This window comes from Rhizobium sp. WSM409 (assembly GCF_057653825.1).
In genome coordinates this window covers 317,638-335,910 of sequence record NZ_CM172794.1, presented here as the reverse complement: position 1 = coordinate 335,910, position 18,273 = coordinate 317,638, and the positions used below count along the sequence as shown (strand labels likewise).

The window sequence follows — 18,273 nt, the reverse complement described above, 5'->3', positions numbered from 1 at the left end:
CCGTAATTTGGATATTGTTCGAATGAACCTCGCTGTCCTTCGACATCACCATATCGCGGTTCCACTAAAATTCGATATACCTCATCGCAAATCATTTCGCAAAAAGCGCGGCACCGCCCTGCCTTGGCTATTGAGTATTCCTCGATTTCGGAAAAGATGGCCGCGCAAACCGAAGGAGGACACAGGGGTGCAGGATCAGGGCAACGTGGACCTGCAGGACCAGCCAAGACAGCACTACCGAGCCTTTGCGATTGCCGTCGGCTGCCTGATGTTGCTTCTCGGCGCGACGGCGCTTACCGGCTGGCTGCTGCAGGCCGAGATTGTCATCTCGCTGGTTCCCGGCTTTCCGTCGATGGCTTTCAACACCGCGCTCTGCTTTGTGCTTTCCGGCGCAGGGCTGGCCGCCTCGACGCTGGCCGCCCGCCGTTTTCGAATAATGGCAGCGATCACGATGGGGCTTGCGGCGGCGATCGCCGCGGCCCGCCTCGTCGAAATCGTCACGATCGGGCGGAGTTTTCACAATGTCGACGTGCTGATCTCGCGCTTTCTGGTTTCGCCGGATTTCCTCGCCGAGATCGGCGGCGGCATGGGGCCGAACACGGCATTGGTCTTCCTGATTGCCAATCTTTCGCTGCTGCTCTCGCTCCAGGTGGAGAAGTCGAGAAGCCAGGTGGTGCAGGAATTGACGAGCTATGTCGTTATCACGCTCGGCATGATCGCGCTGGCCAGCTATGTCACCGATGCCGAACAGGGCTACCGCTGGGGCCCCTATGCGGCGATGGCGCTGCACACGGCGGCCGGCATGGTAATCTTCGGCTCGGGGCTTCTCGCCCGCTCCTGGTGGATGCAGCCGGCAAACCGGGCACAGATCCCGCTCTGGATCCCGGCTGCGGTCTGCTTCACCGGTCTTCTCGTCGATCTCTATACGCCGCTGGGTGTCGCCAACGGCATTCTCTACGTACCGCTGGTGCTGACGGCGCTCTGGTTCGGCAACCGGAACGCGCCGCTTTTCTTCGCCTTTGCCTGCACCGTGCTCCTGATGCTCGGCTTCTTCGCCGTCAAGCACAACGAGGCGGCGTTCTGGCAGGAAATCGCCAACCGTGCCATCACGGCTGCCACGCTTTGGCTGATCGCGATCCTCGTCTTCTATTTCATGCGCAACAACTATAACCTCGAAACCGAGCGCGTCCGCTTCGGCGCGCTGGTGCGCGGCACGCCCGATGCCGTCGTCGTCATCGACGAGCGTGGAACGATCAGGAATTTCAATCCGGCGGCTGAAAGCATGTTCGGTTACTCCCCGCAGGAGACGATCGGCAAGAACATCAAGATGCTGATGCCCGAACCCTACCATTCCGAGCATGACGGCTATCTCGCCCACTACCGGCAGACTGGCGACGAGCGCATCATCGGCACGACGCGCATGGTCTCCGGACGACGCAAGAACGGCATCGTCTTTCCGATCGACGTTTCCATCAGCGCCGTCGTCACCGGCCATACGAAGACCTTCGTCGGTATCGTGCGCGACATCAGCGAGCGCGTCCGGCAGGAAGAACGGATGAAAACGACGCTTTCCCAGCTTGAGGCCTATACGGCCGAACTCGAGCGCAGCAACCACGACCTCGATGAATTCGCCTATATCGCCTCGCATGATCTCAAGGAACCGCTGCGCGGCCTGCACAACCACTCCCGCTTCCTGTTGGAAGATTATGAAGACAAGCTCGATGCGGACGGCGTGCGCCGGCTGAACCGGCTCGTGCGTCTCAGCCAGCGCATGGAGAAACTCGTCAACGAGCTTCTTTATTTCTCCCGGCTCGGACGCCAGCAGCTGGCGGTCAAACGCACCGATATCGGCCTGATCGTCAAGGATGTCGTCGCGACGATGGAGTTGCTACTCGAGGAACGACACGCCAAGGTGATCATCGACGGCCGGCTGCCGGAGGTGGTCTGCGACGCGACGCGGCTGACCGAAGTGTTCCGCAATCTCATTACCAACGCGATCAAATACAATGACAAGCCGGCGCCGCTCGTCTCGATCGGCTATCTTGATCGGTTCGTCGGCAAGGACGGCACGGTTGCCCGCAACGTGTTTTTCGTTAAGGATAACGGCAAGGGCATTCCGCGGGAATTCCACGAGGATATTTTCCGCATTTTCAAACGGCTGGAAAAGTCGCAGGATTCCGACGACGGGACCGGAGCAGGCCTCACCTTCGTTCGCAAGATCATCGCCCGGCACAATGGCGATATCTGGCTGGAATCCGAGGTCGGCACCGGCACGACATTCTACTTCACTCTGGGAAAAAAGCGCGAGGGGCAGAATGCAGCAGCGTGATACGCAACCGATCCTGATCGTCGAGGACAGCGAAGACGATTTCGAAGCGACGATGCGCGCCTTCAAACGCACCAATCTGCGCAACTCGATCCGCTGGGCGGCCTCCGGTCAGGAAGCGCTCGACATGCTCGCCGAGATGGTGCCGAAACCGGGGCTGATCCTGCTTGACCTCAACATGCCGGGTCTTGACGGCCGCAAGACGCTGGAGGCGATCAAGTCGAACGCCGGCTGGCGCAAGATCCCGGTGGTCATCCTCACGACCTCCGACGACGAACGCGATATCGAAGGCTGCTACGCGCTCGGCGCCAATACCTATGTGCAGAAGCCGGTGGATCTCGACGGGCTCTTTGCCGCGATCCAGCGGCTGAAGGAATACTGGTTCGAAATCGCGATCCTGCCACTCGAGGACTGACAGATTGGCGGAACACTGCTCTATTCTCATCATCGACGACAACATCGACGATCTCGAGGTCTATCGCCGCATATTGGGCCGCGTTTCCAGCACTGCCTATACCGTCGTGGAGGCGGAGACGGGCGAAGAGGGCCGTGCGCTGAATGGCCGGAAACGGCCGGACTGCATCCTGCTCGACTATTCGCTGCCTGGGCGCGACGGGCTCGGCGTTCTTGCCGATATCCTGGAGGATGATCCCGCCGCCAACGTCATCATGCTGACCGGCCAGGGCAGTGAGACCGTGGCCGTCGAGGTGATGAAGAGCGGGGCACGCGACTATCTGACAAAGGATTCGCTTTCGCCCGAGACGCTGCATCGTTGCATTCAGAACGCCATCATGCACGGCATGCTGGAGGCGAAACTGGAGCAGAAGCGGCAGTCGCTGGAGATTTTCACCCGCGCCATGGCCCATGATCTGAAGGAGCCGCTCCGGACGATCAAATCCTTCACCCGCATCCTGCACGGTTCTGCGGCGCTGCCGGCCGAAGACCGGGAATTGCTCGATTACGTGCTCAGCGCGGCCGACCATATGGAAGACCTGATCGTCAAGGTCTCGGGCTTCACCAAGCTCGAGGCCTCCGGCGGACTGGAGCTCAGGCCGGTCTCGCTCTCTGATGTGCTCGACCAGGTGGAGGACAATCTGCGCCAGCAGACCGAAAGCCGTGGAGCCGTCATCATCCGCGGGGCGCTGCCCGAGGTCATGGGCGATGCGACGCTGCTGACCCAGCTCCTGCAGAACCTGGTGTCGAACGCCATCCGCTATTGCGAGCAGAAGGTTCCGGAGATCAGCATCACAGGCGAAGCGCAGGGCGATACCGGCCGCCTCACGGTGCGTGACAACGGGCCCGGCATCGACCCCGAGCACCGCGAACTGATCTTCCAGCCGTTCAAGCGTCTCGTCGGCCGTGGCATCGAAGGCACCGGGCTCGGCCTTGCCATCTGCCGCCGCATCGCGCAGATGCATGGCGGCTCGATCTGGTGCGAGGCAGAAAATGGGCCGGGCGCCACCTTCATTCTCGAAGTGCCGCTCGCCGAGGCGAGGCCCGTGCCATCAGCCGCATCGGCCGTGCCGCACAGCACAAGGCCGGCGGAGCAGCAAGCCGAAGGTTCGGGCAGGCTTGCCGAAGTGCTGCTGGTGGAAGACAGCCCGGCCGACATTCAACTTCTGAAGATCAAGCTGATGCGGAGGGAGAAGGTGAACTTCAACCTGCATGTCGCCACCAACGGGCGCGAGGCGATGCGGCTGCTCGAAGAACGCGCCGGCATTGCCGATCTGCCGCAGATCGACCTCATGCTGCTCGACATCAACATGCCGATCATGGACGGCTTCGAGGTGCTGCATGCGCTTTCAGCCGACGTGCGCCTCAAGCAAATTCCCGTCTGCATCCTCAGCACATCAAGCGACGAGAGCGACATGCGGCGGGCCAGAAATCTCGGTGCGCGCGCCTATATGGTCAAGCCGCCGACCCTGCAGCAACTAGAAGAGGCACTCGAAGATGTCGAGAATTTGGAGTTGTTGCAGCGCGGCGATTCGCTTGCGCTTTGTGCGGAACAAAACTAAGCGATCGTCATTGGCAACGGTATGACCTTCGCAGCTCTCATACTCGCGCTCCTGACGACGCCGCTTCAATCAGGACTGCTCTCGATGGTATCAGGTATACATCACGTCACGGCCGTCACCCGAAAGGTGCAGGCGAACGTGGACTTTTACGCGGGATTTCTCGGCATGCGGCTCGTCAAGCAGACAGCCGGTTACGAGGACGCGACGCAGCTTCATCTCTTCTATGGCGATGGAGAGGGGACGCCGGGTTCGCTGCTGACCTTCCTCGCCTGGGAAGATGGTGCGCCCGGCCGGGCCGGCTATGGCCAGATCAGCGAAATATCGCTGTCGATCAACCCCACCAGCATCGGCTACTGGCTGACGCGTGCCATGAGCTTCGGCCTCAGCTCCGAGGGACCGGCCGACGAATTCGGCGAGCCTGTCCTACGGCTGAAGGACCCTGACAACATCATCCTCAAGCTCGCCGGCGCAAAGAGCCTGGTATCGCCGGCCGCCTGGGACGGCGCCTCGATCCCGGTCGAGCATGCCATCCAGCGGGTGCGCGGCGCAACCATGCTGACGGAGAAGCCCACCGAAAGCCGCAGCTTCCTCGAGAGCCATTTCGGTTACCGCTTCCAGGCCAGCCGCGGCACGATCGACAGGCTGGTGTCGCAATCCGGCGACATTATCGACGTGCGCGATGCGCGCGGCTTCTGGTCCGGCGCGCCAGGCACCGGGACGGTCGATCACGTCGCCTTCCGCGCCGCCGACGAGGAGACGCTGCTTGTCGTTCGCAAGGCTCTGGAGGCGACTGACGCATCGCCGACCAACATGCATGACCGTAAATATTTCCGCTCGCTCTATGCCCGCGAGCCCGGCGGTACGCTGGTGGAGCTCGCCACCGACAAGCCCGGCATGACCGTGGACGAAGAGCAGGCCGCCCTCGGGGGGAAGCTGTTCGCACCGCCCGAAGCCATCACCAATCTTCACGACCTGAAGGTGATGCTGCCGCAATTTTCGATGCCCGGCCAGCCGCGTGTCAATTATCGCGAGCTGCCATTCGTCCACCGTTTCTATACGCCCCCCGATCCCGACGGCAGCGTCTTCGTGCTGTTGCACGGCTCCGGCGGCAACGAGACGACGCTGATGCCACTGTTGAACAAAGCGGCGCCGCGGGCGACGCTGCTCGGCGTGCGCGGCCGGGCGACGGAGGAAGGTTTTCCGCGCTGGTACAAGCGCATTACGCCCTTCTCCTTCGACCAGAACGACATCAAGACCGAGGCGGAGGCCTTCGCGGCCTTTATCGAGGGCGCCGTCAAATCCTACGGGCTCGATCCTCAGAAGGTCGTCTATGTCGGTTATTCCAATGGCGCCAACCTTTTAAACTCGCTGCTCTACCTACACCCGCACCTGGTTCACAAGGCCGTGCTGCTGCGTTCCATGCCTGTGCTCAGCGATTATCCGCATGCCGATCTGAAAGGCACGGACCTGCTCGTCATCAGCGGCAAGACGGATGCCTATGGCAAATATGCGAGCGAGTTGGAAGGGAGGCTGAAGAGTTCGGGCGCCACCGTCGATTCCGACGTCATCCCCGGCGGCCACGATCTCGGCGATGCCGACATTCCGATCATCCAGAAATGGCTGCTGCAGGAAAACCGCTGATCTGCCGCGGCTTCACACCTGAACGCGGGATGTCCGGGCAATCATGATGCCGGCCAGCACGACGGCGCCGCCGAGCGCCTGCATCGTTCCGATCGCCTCGTTAAGCAGCGCCCAGGCCAGGATTGCCGCAACGACCGGCTGCAGCAGCAGTGTCAGCGAGGAAAAGGCCGGCGGCAGATAGGCGAGCGCATAGGTGATCGCCACCTGTCCGCCGGCATGGCTGATAAAGGCGAGGCCGAAGACGATCGACCAGCCATAGACGGTCGCGGGCAGCATATGGCCCTCGTAGATCAGGCCGATCGGAAAGATGCAGGCGGCAGCGCAGGTCGTGCTCCACAGCATGATGCGGAGCGTATCGAAGCGGCTGCGCAGCCTGCCGATCGCAAGGATGTAGCAGGCATAGAAGAAGGCGGCGATCATCGCGATGCCGTCGCCGCGAAGGTCGCCATTGCCGATGGCTGCCGGTCCGCCCTTCAGAATGACGACGCCTGAGAGCGCAAGGACAAGCCCGAGCGCGAAGCCGCGGCTGATCCGCGCGCTGAAAAAGACGAAGGCAATCAGCGTGACGAAAACAGGTGCGAGGTTGGCAAGCAGAGTCGCATTGGCGACCGACGTCATGGTGAGCGAAAGATGCCAGGCGGCAAGGTCAAGCGCCAAGATGACGCCTGGGAGAATGAGCATGCCGTAGTCGGAAAGGCTTTGCGGCTTCGGCCCCCTTTCCTTCTTCAGCAGCGAGACGATGACGATCGGGATCAACGCCAGCGCCACACGCCAGAAGGCCGTCGCCATCGGTCCGACTTCGGACAGCCTGACGAAGATCGGCGAGCCGCCGATCGCCGCGCCGCCGAGAAGGAGCGCCGCAAGGGCGAAACGATTGGAAGGCGAGGCTTCGGAAAGGGTGGGGGCGGCCTGCGACATGGTCTCGATATTTCTGGTCGCCCGAATGCCGGGCCGGCGGGATATTACAGCGCCGCGCGTCTTTTCAGACGCGCAAAGGACGCTGTAACACTTTAAATTGCTGCATAATTTTATCCTTAAATCGCCTTCGATTTAAGGAATTATGCAGTGATGGCCGAGGGACTATCAGAAGTCGATCACCGGGGACAGTCGAAGAGCGACATATTGGTGGAAAATCAGGCAGGATGCCTATTCGTCGCGCTGGTCCGCAGCTTTTCGGCAATCTCGCCGGCGACGAAAAAGGCATGCTCGGTCACCTGCGGCAGTCCCATCAGCTCGCCGAATGTACCGCGCGCCAGCGGGCCGGAGATCAGCAGCGAGGGATCTACCTTTCCTGACGGGCCGATCGCCTCCGAGCGCTCGGTGCAGGCAAGGCCGAGGCCGGTCGGGTCGAGCGCCAGGTGACCGTTCGCCGCGAGTGCTGCGAGCCAGGGTTGGGTGTCGAGAATACCGCCATGCGCCGGGCCGGTGGTGACGACGACGGCGTCATAGCGCCGCTCCAACGGCTGGCGCTGATGACGCGGCTGCAGGGAGCAAAGAATGAGCTCGCCCTCGATGCGCGCATCGGCGACCGAGCCGGCCAGGATATCCAGACGGCCCGAGGTAACAGCTGCGTCGAGCACGGCCTCGACCTGCGGGGCGATCCGGAAACGATGCACATCCCAATAGGGACGCAGATGGCGGACGAGACGGCGTCGTTCGGCGACCGGCAGCGCCTGCCAGAGATCGTATCCCTGCGCCCGCACCTGGTCGATCACCCCATGCCAGCTTATGCCCTGCGCCTTCGCCGCACCTATGGCGGTACGGATCCCTCTCAGCAGCGACACGGCGGAATGGGCTGCACTGGAGACGAAATCGCCGAAGAGTTCCTGCGGTACCAGCGGATGGCCGCGAGACCGCAGCCCGCGGCGCGAGATCGCGGTCACCGAACCGTCATGCCCGCGCTGCGCCAGCGAGGCGATGACATCGGCGGCCGTCAGGCCATTGCCAATGACCAGCACCCGGTCATGCGGGCGGATCACGTCGAGCGCGTTCGGCTTGGTGGTATCGGCGACGAAACGGGGATGGGCAGCAAGCCGGCTCCCAAGCCGGCTTGGGGCTGTCGGCGGCGGATGGCTGGTGGCGATCGCGACGATATCGGCCTTCGTCACGCCGCCTCTGTCGTCGCGGATTGACCAGCGGCCGGCACAGCGTTCGACAGCCGTCACTGCAGCGCGGCAATGACGCACGCTACCGTCTTCCAGCAGCGGCTTCAGCAGCGAGGCGACATAATCGCCGAACAGCCGGCGCCGGGGGAAGAGCGAGCCATCGGGCTGCCTGGCCTCAGGGTCGCCGGCGACCGCATCGCGGACTTCGATCCAGGCCAGGAATTCGCCCAGGTCATCGGGCTGCAGGCTCATCTTGGCGGCTGGAACATTGATGCGGTGGGCCGGATCGGCCGTGTCGTAGGCAAGGCCGCGGCCGAGTTCGGCACGCGGCTCGAAAACCACGATGGCAAGGCGCTCGCCGCAGTTGGCTCTCGCGAGATGATAGGCGACGCCGGCGCCGGAGACACCGCCGCCGATGATGGCGACGACGGGCTGTTCAGACGTCGGGAGAGGCTTGGGCTGCATGGTGGCCGGGATCATTGCTTTCGATGCCCGAGCATAGAAGCCGGGCATTGGTCACGCAATCCTCCGCTCTCGATTGTCTATAATTATTATGTAGATTTAGCCTTACCCCCGATATCGTCGTCGAGAACTCGGGATTGCCGCGGATGGTGTTGCTCACGGTGCAGATCTCGTCTTCGGCGGCATGGGCGATTTTCTGCCGGGTTTCCTCGTCGATATCGCCCTTGATCGAAAAGGCGATGTTGAACTTGGCGACGCGCGAAAGGCCTTCCGTCGCTTTCTCGCCGGTGACCTCGGCAGTGATCTCGTTGATCTTGTCGAGAATGCCCATCTGGCTGGCGGCGATGCGGGCGCTAAGCACCAGGCAGGCCGAGAGCGAGGAATAGAGCAAATCGAGCGGATTGAAACCCGGCTGCGACGGCGCGGTGACGATATCTATTTCGCCCTTGGTGGCGGAGGTGACGTGCGGGAAACCGGTACGGCCGAGAACGGCGGTGGCGCCGGTCGGGCGGGGACGAGCTTTGAGATCGGCCATGTTGAAATCCTCTGACGAACATGTTGCAGATAGTAATTTCCGCCTGAGGCGGCAATGGCAAGCGGCGGCCCTTCGGTTTCGGAACCTTTCGATCCGTCATCAGTTGATTACACCTGAACGAAATCAGTGACAAAGGTGGATTGCGATGACTGACGTCCGCAGCATGGATAACCAAGGCCGGCGGATGGATGCTCGCGATCGGCTGATCGTTGCGCTCTATGCGCAGCTGAAAGCCGAGCGGGAAACCCGCCAAACGCTGGAATGGGCGATCCGAAATGGCGCCGTCTCACAGGAAGTGCTGGAAGCCATCGCTGCTGATCCGGTTCCCGTCGTCACCAGCGAGGATATCGCCTCGCTGGAGAAGATCATCGCGCTCGATGAACGGCGCAAAGCAAATCGGAACTAGCCGACGACATCATGCACCCTATTTGAGTGAGAAGAGGAGATCCGAAATGGCCGATATCACCTATCAGGTCGTGCCGCATGACAATGGCTGGGCCTACAAGCTAGGCGACACACTTTCGGAAACCTATGCGACAGCGGATGAAGCGATCATCCATGCCAAGGACGCCGCATCGCGCCAGAAGATCGGCGATGGCGATGCGTTGCTCGCCTATCCCGCGCCCGACGGCCGTGGCTGGGCATTTCAGGAACTCGAAACCGACAAGAGCGGCAGCCGGCTCTGATTGCGACGGAGGATGGAATGGCCGCTCGGGCAAGCTGGAAGGGTCATCTGAAGGTGGGCGACCTTGCCTGCGCCGTCGGGCTCTACACCGCCGTTTCCTCCTCCGACCGCGTCTCCTTCAACATCATCAACCGCAGGACCGGCCACCGGGTGGAACGGCAATTCGTCGACAGCGAGACCGGAAAACCGGTCGAGCGGGGCGACCAGGTCAAGGGCTACCAGATGGAGAATGGCGATTACATCGTCATCGAGGGCGACGAGATCGCCGAAATCATGCCGGAAAGCGACAAGGTCCTCAATATCAAGGCTTTCATCGCCTATGACGATATCGACAAGCTGTATTTCGACCGCCCTTATTATCTCGCGCCCGTCGACGAACATGACGAAGAGGCGCTGTCGCTGATCGCCAGGGGCATGCGTGACGGCAAGGTCGCGGCGCTGGCCGAAGCCGTGCTTTTCCGGCGCAACCGGACACTGCTGATCCGTCCGCATGACGACTACATCGTCGCGACGATGCTGAATTTCGACTACGAGGTGCGCTCGGCCGAGACGGTTTTCGAGGACATTCCCGACATCAAGTTCGACAAGGAAATGATCGCGCTTGCGGGCCATATCATTGGCACCAAACAAGGCAGCTTCGAACCGAGCACATACGAAGATCGCTACGAAGCCGCCCTCGTCGAGTTGGTGAAGGCGAAGATCGAGGGCCGGGCGCCACCGAAGAAGAAACCGGCCCCGGAACGCAAGGTCGTCGACCTGATGGAAGCGCTGCGGCAAAGCGCCAAGATGAGCGGCAACGCTCCAGCAAAGAAGGCCCTGGCGAAGAAGAAGGCACCGGCGCGCAGCGACAGCCGCAGCAAGAAGGCAAGCTGAGATGGCCTCGACCCTGGCGGGCGATGGGCAATCTCAGGCGCATCCGACCTCGCGCGAATGCATCGGTTTGTCGCGCCGGCGAAGCCGCTTGACCTGAAGCGCGTCAAAGTGGATTCCCGCGGCGCGCTTTAAATCTTTGATTTATATATGCAGTTTCCCGAAATCTCTGGCCACTTTTTCATTGGCGCGGCTTCTGGCCGCCTTCGGCCGCCAGGCTCTTCTTCAGCGCATCCATGATATTGATGACGTTGCCGGTCGATTTCACCGGTGCAGGTTTTTGCGCAGGCGCCGCCTTCTTCAGGCTCTTCTGCTTGCCGCGGATCATCGACTTCAGGCGTTTCTGGATCGGATCCTGCACCATGGCCGGGCTCCAATTCTTCGTCTCTTCCTTCACCAGTTGCGTCATCAGCGCAAGCAGCTTGCTGTCGATTTCAGTTTTGTTGTCGAGTTCGGCCACGGGGTCCCGCACTTCGTCGCCATAGCGCAGGGTCCAGAGAACGATGCCTTTGCCCAGCGGTTCCAGCAGCACCGCACGCTCGCGGCGATAGAGGACAAGGCGGGCGATGCCGACGACGTCATTCGCCTTCATCGCCTCGCGGATGACGCAGAAGGCTTCCACTCCGACCTTGTCCTCGGGCGCCAGAAAATGCGGTTTGTCGTACCAGATCCAATCGATCGAGCCGCGCGGCACGAAATTGTCGATCTCGATGGTGCGGGTGCTTTCGAGCCCGACTTCCTCGATCTCCTCGTCTTCGAGAAGAACATAGTCGTCCTCGCCGCGCGGATAACCCTTCACCTGGTCCCTCTCGGCCACCGGTTTGTGGGTGACGCTGTCGACATAGCGGCTTTCGACGCGGTTCTTCGTCTGGCGATTGAGGACGTGGAAACGGACCTTGTTGCTTTCGGTCGTCGCCGGCGTCAGCGAGACGGCGGCGGTGACGAGCGAGAGCTTGAGATAACCTTTCCAGAATGTCTGACGTGCCATGTCTGTCATGTCTCCCGGACACGGTTGGGCATGGCAATCAACGGCGGGTTCGGTCTTTGGTTCCGGCAATTGACGATTTCGTTGATCGGATGCGGTCGGTGCATGTCCATTTCATGGATCGGCTGCCATGCCCGAGCATTGCGGGCGGAGAGACCAGAACCACTCTTTCCTTGCCACCGCCATTTTCCTCTTCAATAATGAAAGCCCCAAGACGTCAGGATATCGGTCATCTGAATGTTGCGACTTTTCGCCAACCTCGTCATCGTCCTCGCATTGAATTTCCTTCTCATCGTCGGCAATGCTGGGCCGTCCTTCGCACAGGAATGCCCTGACCCTGCAAAAGCGACGAATGCCTCGGCCCAGCAAAAGCAGGCAAGCAAGCGACTTAATCGCGCTCTTCCCAGCTATCGCGTCAAATCGGCCCGATACAATCTGGCTCTTGTCGGCGATTCGCTCGTCGAACTCTGGCAGCCCTGGATCAAGGACAGCTTTCCCACCCGCCCGGCGATGAACCTCGCGGTCGCCGGCGACACCACGCAAAATGCATTGTACCGCCTCGATGATCTAGACCTTCCGGATTTCCATCCGACGGATGTCGTCGTGCTTATCGGCACGAATAACCTGGGTGCGAAAACGGCGCCATGCGCCGTGGCGGCGGGTGTCGTGGCTGTTGTCAGCAAGGTTCGCGCTCTTTGGCCAGGCGCCCATATTTATGCGTTGTCCATACCGCCTCGGGGCAAGCGCTACGCCTTCTACGAGGATGTCCGAATTCCGGCCAACCAACTTGTCGCATCGTCATTGGCTGAAATGCCTGGTGTCACCTTCGTTCAAATGAACGATGATATGTTGCGGTGCGGCAAACCAAGCGATAAGGATTGTTCCAACTACAAGCCTGACCATCTTCATTTCAATGAAGGGGCATACAAGCTGATCACGAGCTTCCTCGCCGCAGCGGGTCTGCAGCTTTGATTTTTGCCGCTCAGGTGGTTACCAAAACGTAAGGCGGAATGTCATGAGCACCTCATTTGACAGCTACCAACCGATTGGCCTGCAAAGACATAGACCCAGAGCTCGCGCGCAATATCGCATTCGGCGTGAAACCCTCGTTCGGATCCTCCTCTCGGCAATATTTTATATTTCCCTCTGGAGAGCGACTGGCATGTGGTACGGGCTGCCCGCCGACTTCCAGGAGGGTGTCGGCAAAGATCCCATGCCAATGCGACTGTTGCTGATGTCGCTCGTTCCACTCATCGGCCTCTACTGCTTGCTGGAGCCCAGGCGAGTCGTTGAAATGCTCCGCAGCGCCTCGCCGCTGGTCGGCATAATCTGCTTATGCGTCTTTCTGTCGATTGCTTTTTCCGTCAGCGTTACAGCCTCGCTCCGGGCTCTCGTCGCCGTCGCATTGCTGACTGCTGGACCCCTTCTTTACAGAGCCCGTTATGGAGCCGTCGACACATTTGAAAGCTTGGCGAAATTTGCCATTGCCACGGCTTTCATCAATATTCTTTACACGGCAGCCTTTCCCCGGTTTGCGGTGATGAGAGGCAGTTATGCCGGGATGGTGAAAGGGGCGTTCTACCACAAAAATATGCTCGGCCAGTTTTCGGCAACAAACTTCATCCTGCTACTTCCAGCCCTGCCGATGTGGCGCCTGCGCTATTATGATCTCCTGCGATGGGCGGCAATGCTGCTCTACCTCGTGCTCATCGTGCTGGCGAAATCATCGACGGCGATCATCCTGCTTTCGATCGGAATAGCCGTATACTACGGAATGAGCTGGATTCAGCGCTTTCCAGGCCGCATCTTCAGATCCTTCGTCGTTCTTCTTGCATTCGCCCTGCTAGGCTTCGTCGTCTCCGTCGCGTTGATGGGTGTGGCCCAGGCGATTGCCGAGTCATTCGGGAAAGACCTTACGCTCAGCGGACGTACGAATGTCTGGGAACAGTTGCTGCCGCTGATCTACGAGCGGCCGTTTTCAGGCTGGGGATTCGCCTTGTTCCGACAGCCCGATATCATGGAGCAATATGTTCGCCTTACGTGGGACGCTCAATCGACACACAACACCTATATCGAACTTGCGCTGAACATGGGCATACCAGCCACCATCATCTGGACCTCGTTCGTCGTGGTGCGGCTCGTGGGGAAAATGACCTCGTCACCCCTCAATCAAGCGCTCGCCATCACCAAGCGAAAGGAGGTTGTCATTATCCTCCTGATCTTGATCGGCGCGTTCACCGAAGCCGGAATGATGCTGGCCCCCTTCATCTTGTGGCCCCACACCGTGATCGCGCTTACGAGTCTTGGCCCGGAGTTCCTGTCCCGCTTCCGCAAACCGACCCAGGCAGGGGCGCAACATGCATCAGGCTAAAAAGATGACTTCAAATAATCGTAGACTGGTTGGCCTCGATGGGATTCGTGGCTTGGCGGCCATTTGTGTGGCAGTGCATCACACCGAAGGTTTCGTCGGATTTGATGCAGCACCTGCTGCCTATCTCGCCGTCGACCTGTTTTTTTGTCTCAGCGGCTTCGTGATCGGCCACGCCTATGAGAGGAAACTCATTCAAGAGTCTTCACTCTCTGCCAATGATTTTGCCATCAAGCGTCTCATCCGCTTATACCCCCTGTATCTGCTCGGTTTGCTGCTCGGCGTACTCGCATATGCCGGCATGTCGCTCAGCAGAAATCAGCAAATCGATCCGATGCTGTTTGCCACCTCGTTGATTGCCTCGATGTTCTTCCTGCCGGCGATCGGTGGAACATCGCTGAAGGCGCCGAACCTGTTCCCCTTCAACGGTCCGTCATGGTCCCTATTCCTAGAGATCGTGATCAACCTGGCCTACGGCTATGCGGCGAGAATGCTGTCCAGCGGCGTACTCGCACTCATCCTGCTTGCGTCATGGGTTTGGCTGGCGGCGCAAACGCTGGCCCATGGAAGCGCCGACCTGATCCCGCTCGACGGCGCCTTGCTCTCCGGATTTCCCCGCGTTCTCTTTTCTTTCAGCCTCGGCATCTTGATGTACCGCTACCGTCAGCGGCTTTCCCCTTCAGGCATCGGAAAAGCCGCCGCAGTGACAACAATCGTCGTCGCGACCGCTCTTCTCGTCTTCCAGGCGCCGGCCGCCTGGGTTGGCATAAAGGACCTGATTGTCATCACTGCTTTATTTCCTATCGCCGTGCTTGTCCTTTACACAGCCAACTTCGATGGCGTGTTGCGGCAGCCGCTTCTTATTGCGGGAGAGGCGTCTTACGCGCTCTATGCAATTCATGTTCCGCTGCTGGGCTTGCTGTTGGGAGCCTGGAAAGCCGCTGGCCTGGGACAACCGCCGGCCTGGGCGATCTTTGCCATCGTTCTTCCGCTGATCGTCCTATTGGCCATTGTCGTCACCCGCCTCTACGATGAACCGGTTCGCAAAGCGCTCAGCGCTGGAAAGGCCATGAGACTTCGCTGGCGTCGATCCTGATTTTGCGCGATCCGGGCCCCCGTCGCACCGCTTAAATCGAGAGATAGCGCTTCTGCCAAGGCAGCTTGTGTTCCTGCCATGCGCGCGGCGTGAAGTCGTCATAGGCAGTCTCGGCGATCGCCAGCATCCAGTTCTGGTCTTTGCGAGCCAGCAAGACGCATGACAATTCCATGCCAGGCTCCGCGGTGAAGGAGGGCCGATTGGCGCCTGGGATATCGATCCCCTTGTTGCGCCACTGGATGCGGATTTCGTCGGGCTCGGATGTCCATTCGCCGGAGGCAACGGACGCGTTGCCATCGGGCTTCAAGCGAAGCGGCGGCGGGGTGACGTTCAGGAAGCTGCCATCGTTGCGATAGTTGCCATCGATATCACCCGCAGTCGCTTTGCCGTTTCCCTTGAGAACGATGTCCTGCTCGCACCGCAGGAATATGTTGCGCCGAAAGCTGCCGGACCACCGACGGTTGGCGAAGAACGCGATGTCGCATTGGCTAATGACGTTGTCGTGGATATCGATGTCTTTGCGAAATGCCAGTTCCTGATCCGAAAAACCGCTCAGGCTGACGCCACGATTGGTGTTCTCGATCCAGTTGTCATAAATGTGATGGCCGGCGTGATCGGCCTTGTCGCCAACGCCGTAGCCGAAGGAATAATCATTCATCCTGCCATCGCGCATGATGTTGCTGCGCACCACGGCGTCATCGCCGATCGACGAAAAGGAGAAATTCTTGCCGCCGATGAAATTGTACTCGACCAGGTATTGTCGCGTTTTGTCGCAGACCAGCGCGCCCTTGTTCGATGCGCTCGCCGGCGACTGCAGGAAGAGGTTGCCGCGGATCACGATATCGGAGCTGATATTGTCGTCGCTGTTTTGATAGGCGAATTGGCAGCAGTCTGCTCCCTCGCCCGGGGCCGCGCCGATGCGATTATTCTCCAGCAACACGTGCGTCGTCTTCGTCAGGTAGATGCCGTCGCCGTTCACATTCTCCGTTTCACAGCGCCTGACGGTGAGATTCTTGCCATTGTGAAATTTGAAGCCGCGAGGGGAATTCTTGACGATAACGTCTTCGATCACCGTATCGGAAAACACCTGATAGGCGACGCCGACATCGGGCGCACCGTCGATGACCTGTCCGCGTGTAGACGCGCCGTGAACTTTCTTTCGCAGGATGGCGGTCATTGCATTTCCTTCGATACCGGTGCCGCGGGGAATTAAGCAGAGGGCATGTGGCAGATGTTTGAATATTTGGAAATTCAGCTTGTAAACCGCCCATCTTTCAGAAACGACAGGGCTTGGCTCCACATCGTCTTGTTGACGGGCAAGAAAGTGTGGTTTGCCGGAATGACGATATGTGCTGCCGCGCCGCCAAGGCGCGTGCTCTCCACCGAAACCTTCCCATCATTCGGAACCCTGAGGCCAATGATAAGCGAAGAGACCGGATCAATGGTCCGGTTCCCGGCGATGATGCCAAGTTCGTAATCGACCGTGCCGAACAGCTCGGTCATGGCGGTTTGATCGGTAATCAGCTGCTGTCCTGCCGGTCCATAGATCTTCCTGTATAGTGGCCAGCTCTTGAGGAAATCGGCAATCTGACTGCCGTTGTTCGGCGTTCCGACCATGACCACTCTCCCCAGCTTGGCTGGGCGATAGCGCCTGAGAAAAGCGCGGATGACCAGCCCACCCATCGAATAACCGACGAAATGGACCCGGCCATCGCCTGCTTTCTTCACGGCGTCGTCGATCTCCGGTCGGATGATGTCGATGAGGTCGCTGATCGAAAACCTGGTGGAGGGGTAACCGACATTCACAACCCGATAACCGTGGCCGGACAGGAAGCCGGCGAGCTTCGCCATGCTTTTCTTCGTCCGGGCAATGCCGTGAAAAAGAAGAACTGTGTCGTTCATCACTGTCCGCTCAACGTGCTGCTATCGATAGGGTCTATCCTGTAGCTCTCAAGGTGAAGCTTGTCACGACGGCAGACGTTCTCGAATAGCGGCGCGTGCTTGATGCGGCGTCCTGCTAGTGATCTAGTGGAGGATGAAATGAAGGTGAACTTCAGCAGCCCGTCTGATGAATGTTCGACCGCTCCTGTGCTAGCCTCCTATGCGCGTCTGAAAAGACGCGCAGCGCTGTAGAGAAAGAAATGCGAGCACGTGACGACCAGCATCCGACATATCGCTAAACTTGCAGGAACGTCAGTCTCTTCGGTCTCGCGCGTGCTCAACAACAGCGGTTATGCCTCGCCTGAGCTCAGGGAGCGGGTCGAGGCGGCCATCCGAACGCTGAACTACACGCCGAGCAAGGGTGCACGCATGCTGCGCGGTGCACCAAGCCGGATGATCGGACTGATGCTGCCGTCGATCGACGTGCCCTTCTTCGGCATCCTGGCCCATGCGATCGAACAGGAATTGTTCCAGCACGGCTATCAGACGCTGATCTGCAGCACGGCGGAAAATATGGACCATGAGGTGCGCTATATCTCCATGCTGCTCGCTCAGCGCGTCGATGGCGTCATCGTGGCAAGCGCCTTTGGCAGCATCGAGCATTTCGGCGTGCTGCGGGACGCTGGCATTCCGATCATCGCCATTGACCGCGAGCTGAGCGGCATCGCTGACGACGCTGTCATGGCCGATCACGAGGAAGGCGGACGGCTGATGGCGCGCCATCTGATCGACCTCGGCCACCGGGCAATCGCCATTGTCGGCGCGCCGGCCCACAGCCAGCCGATCCAGCTTCGCCTTCAGGGCATCACGGCAGAAATGGCGAAAGATGGCATCGCGCCCGCCATCGTGGCGATGGCGGAAGAGCACAGCTTTGCAGAGACCTACCGGCTGGCGCGGGAATTGCTGGCGTCTCGACCCGAGGTCACCGCGATCATCGGCACGACCGACGTTTCGGCGATTGCCGCAATCCATGCCATCCAGGATCGCGGATTTTCCGTTCCGGGCGACTATTCGGTCGTGGGCTTCGACGATCTGCCGGAGGCCGCCTACGTCTTTCCACGGCTGACAACGGTCGCACAGCCGATCCGCAATGTCGGACAGCAGGCAGCACGGCTGCTGGAAGCGCTGATCGAGGAGCACCAAACAGGAGACGAATCTCGGCAAGGCGCGATCGTAAAAGTGCCGGTCACCCTGATCGAGCGCGATTCCACCGGTCTCGTCCGCAACTGAGGTGGGACCCCGAA

16 protein-coding genes and 1 pseudogene are annotated in these 18,273 nt (G+C 60.1%); 11 read left to right on the top strand and 6 right to left on the bottom strand.

Going from position 1 to position 18,273, the window contains the following annotated elements:
• Positions 1-22 precede the first annotated feature (22 nt).
• From AC25BC_RS01660 to AC25BC_RS01645, 4 genes are read left to right on the top strand one after another with little or no spacing between them, the layout of a single operon-like run.
• Positions 23-2,329: a sensor histidine kinase gene (locus AC25BC_RS01660; protein WP_017992927.1), complete on the top strand. Its 2,307-nt coding sequence runs from the start codon at positions 23-25 to the stop codon at positions 2,327-2,329.
• Entirely contained in the window at positions 2,316-2,741 is a 426-nt protein-coding gene (locus tag AC25BC_RS01655) for a response regulator (protein ID WP_003545468.1), read from the top strand. Before AC25BC_RS01660 ends, AC25BC_RS01655 begins: the two co-directional genes overlap by 14 nt.
• A 4-nt stretch (positions 2,742-2,745) precedes the next feature.
• Positions 2,746-4,341: a response regulator gene (locus tag AC25BC_RS01650; RefSeq protein WP_128439586.1), complete on the top strand. Its 1,596-nt coding sequence runs from the start codon at positions 2,746-2,748 to the stop codon at positions 4,339-4,341.
• A 21-nt stretch (positions 4,342-4,362) separates the two neighbouring features.
• Complete coding sequence (locus AC25BC_RS01645) at positions 4,363-5,982, top strand: VOC family protein (RefSeq protein ID WP_171815671.1); 1,620 nt, start codon at positions 4,363-4,365, stop codon at positions 5,980-5,982.
• 12 nt (positions 5,983-5,994) lie between these two features.
• Here the strand turns inward: AC25BC_RS01645 and AC25BC_RS01640 are convergent, their stop codons facing one another.
• The 3 genes and pseudogenes from AC25BC_RS01640 to AC25BC_RS01630 all read right to left on the bottom strand — a co-directional run.
• On the bottom strand, positions 5,995-6,900 hold the full coding sequence (locus tag AC25BC_RS01640; protein WP_012756031.1) for a DMT family transporter: 906 nt from the start codon (positions 6,898-6,900) through the stop codon (positions 5,995-5,997).
• A gap of 215 nt (positions 6,901-7,115) precedes the next feature.
• Entirely contained in the window at positions 7,116-8,600 is a 1,485-nt protein-coding gene (locus AC25BC_RS01635; RefSeq protein ID WP_171815670.1) for an FAD/NAD(P)-binding protein, read from the bottom strand.
• Between the two features lie 58 nt (positions 8,601-8,658).
• A pseudogene (locus AC25BC_RS01630) lies at positions 8,659-9,084 on the bottom strand (OsmC family protein); the annotation flags it as partial.
• 145 nt (positions 9,085-9,229) lie between these two features.
• Here AC25BC_RS01630 and AC25BC_RS01625 point away from each other — a divergent pair.
• The 3 genes from AC25BC_RS01625 to ku (AC25BC_RS01615) are packed head-to-tail and all read left to right on the top strand — an operon-like array spanning position 9,230 to position 10,642.
• Entirely contained in the window at positions 9,230-9,490 is a 261-nt protein-coding gene (locus AC25BC_RS01625) for a hypothetical protein (protein ID WP_128439588.1), read from the top strand.
• 46 nt (positions 9,491-9,536) lie between these two features.
• Positions 9,537-9,770 (top strand): DUF2188 domain-containing protein, encoded by a 234-nt coding sequence (locus AC25BC_RS01620; RefSeq protein WP_012756027.1) that lies wholly within the window; start codon positions 9,537-9,539, stop codon positions 9,768-9,770.
• Between the two features lie 17 nt (positions 9,771-9,787).
• Positions 9,788-10,642 (top strand): non-homologous end joining protein Ku, encoded by an 855-nt coding sequence (ku, locus tag AC25BC_RS01615; protein ID WP_012756026.1) that lies wholly within the window; start codon positions 9,788-9,790, stop codon positions 10,640-10,642.
• A gap of 178 nt (positions 10,643-10,820) precedes the next feature.
• Here the strand turns inward: ku (AC25BC_RS01615) and ku (AC25BC_RS01610) are convergent, their stop codons facing one another.
• Positions 10,821-11,627: a non-homologous end joining protein Ku gene (ku, locus tag AC25BC_RS01610; RefSeq protein WP_012756025.1), complete on the bottom strand. Its 807-nt coding sequence runs from the start codon at positions 11,625-11,627 to the stop codon at positions 10,821-10,823.
• Between the two features lie 234 nt (positions 11,628-11,861).
• Between ku (AC25BC_RS01610) and AC25BC_RS01605 the strand changes: the two genes are divergently transcribed.
• The 3 genes from AC25BC_RS01605 to AC25BC_RS01595 all read left to right on the top strand — a co-directional run bounded on the left by AC25BC_RS01605 (position 11,862) and on the right by AC25BC_RS01595 (position 15,088).
• Positions 11,862-12,596 carry a GDSL-type esterase/lipase family protein gene (locus AC25BC_RS01605; protein ID WP_012756024.1) on the top strand — a complete coding sequence of 245 codons (735 nt, stop codon included), beginning with the start codon at positions 11,862-11,864 and terminating at the stop codon, positions 12,594-12,596.
• A 43-nt stretch (positions 12,597-12,639) separates the two neighbouring features.
• Positions 12,640-13,995, top strand: coding sequence for an O-antigen ligase family protein (locus AC25BC_RS01600; protein WP_012756023.1), 1,356 nt, complete (start codon positions 12,640-12,642; stop codon positions 13,993-13,995).
• Positions 13,996-14,062: 67 nt separating this feature from the next.
• The gene (locus tag AC25BC_RS01595; protein ID WP_041935624.1) at positions 14,063-15,088 is read left to right on the top strand and encodes an acyltransferase family protein; all 1,026 of its coding nucleotides are present in this window, start codon (positions 14,063-14,065) and stop codon (positions 15,086-15,088) included.
• Between the two features lie 31 nt (positions 15,089-15,119).
• Here the strand turns inward: AC25BC_RS01595 and AC25BC_RS01590 are convergent, their stop codons facing one another.
• Positions 15,120-16,265, bottom strand: a complete 1,146-nt coding sequence (locus tag AC25BC_RS01590) for a right-handed parallel beta-helix repeat-containing protein (protein WP_012756021.1) — start codon at positions 16,263-16,265, stop codon at positions 15,120-15,122.
• 74 nt (positions 16,266-16,339) lie between these two features.
• On the bottom strand, positions 16,340-16,990 hold the full coding sequence (locus AC25BC_RS01585) for an esterase/lipase family protein (protein WP_012756020.1): 651 nt from the start codon (positions 16,988-16,990) through the stop codon (positions 16,340-16,342).
• A gap of 249 nt (positions 16,991-17,239) precedes the next feature.
• On the opposite strand from AC25BC_RS01585, the gene AC25BC_RS01580 reads away from it, so the two are divergent.
• Positions 17,240-18,259 (top strand): LacI family DNA-binding transcriptional regulator, encoded by a 1,020-nt coding sequence (locus AC25BC_RS01580; protein ID WP_017992904.1) that lies wholly within the window; start codon positions 17,240-17,242, stop codon positions 18,257-18,259.
• Positions 18,260-18,273 lie beyond the last annotated feature (14 nt).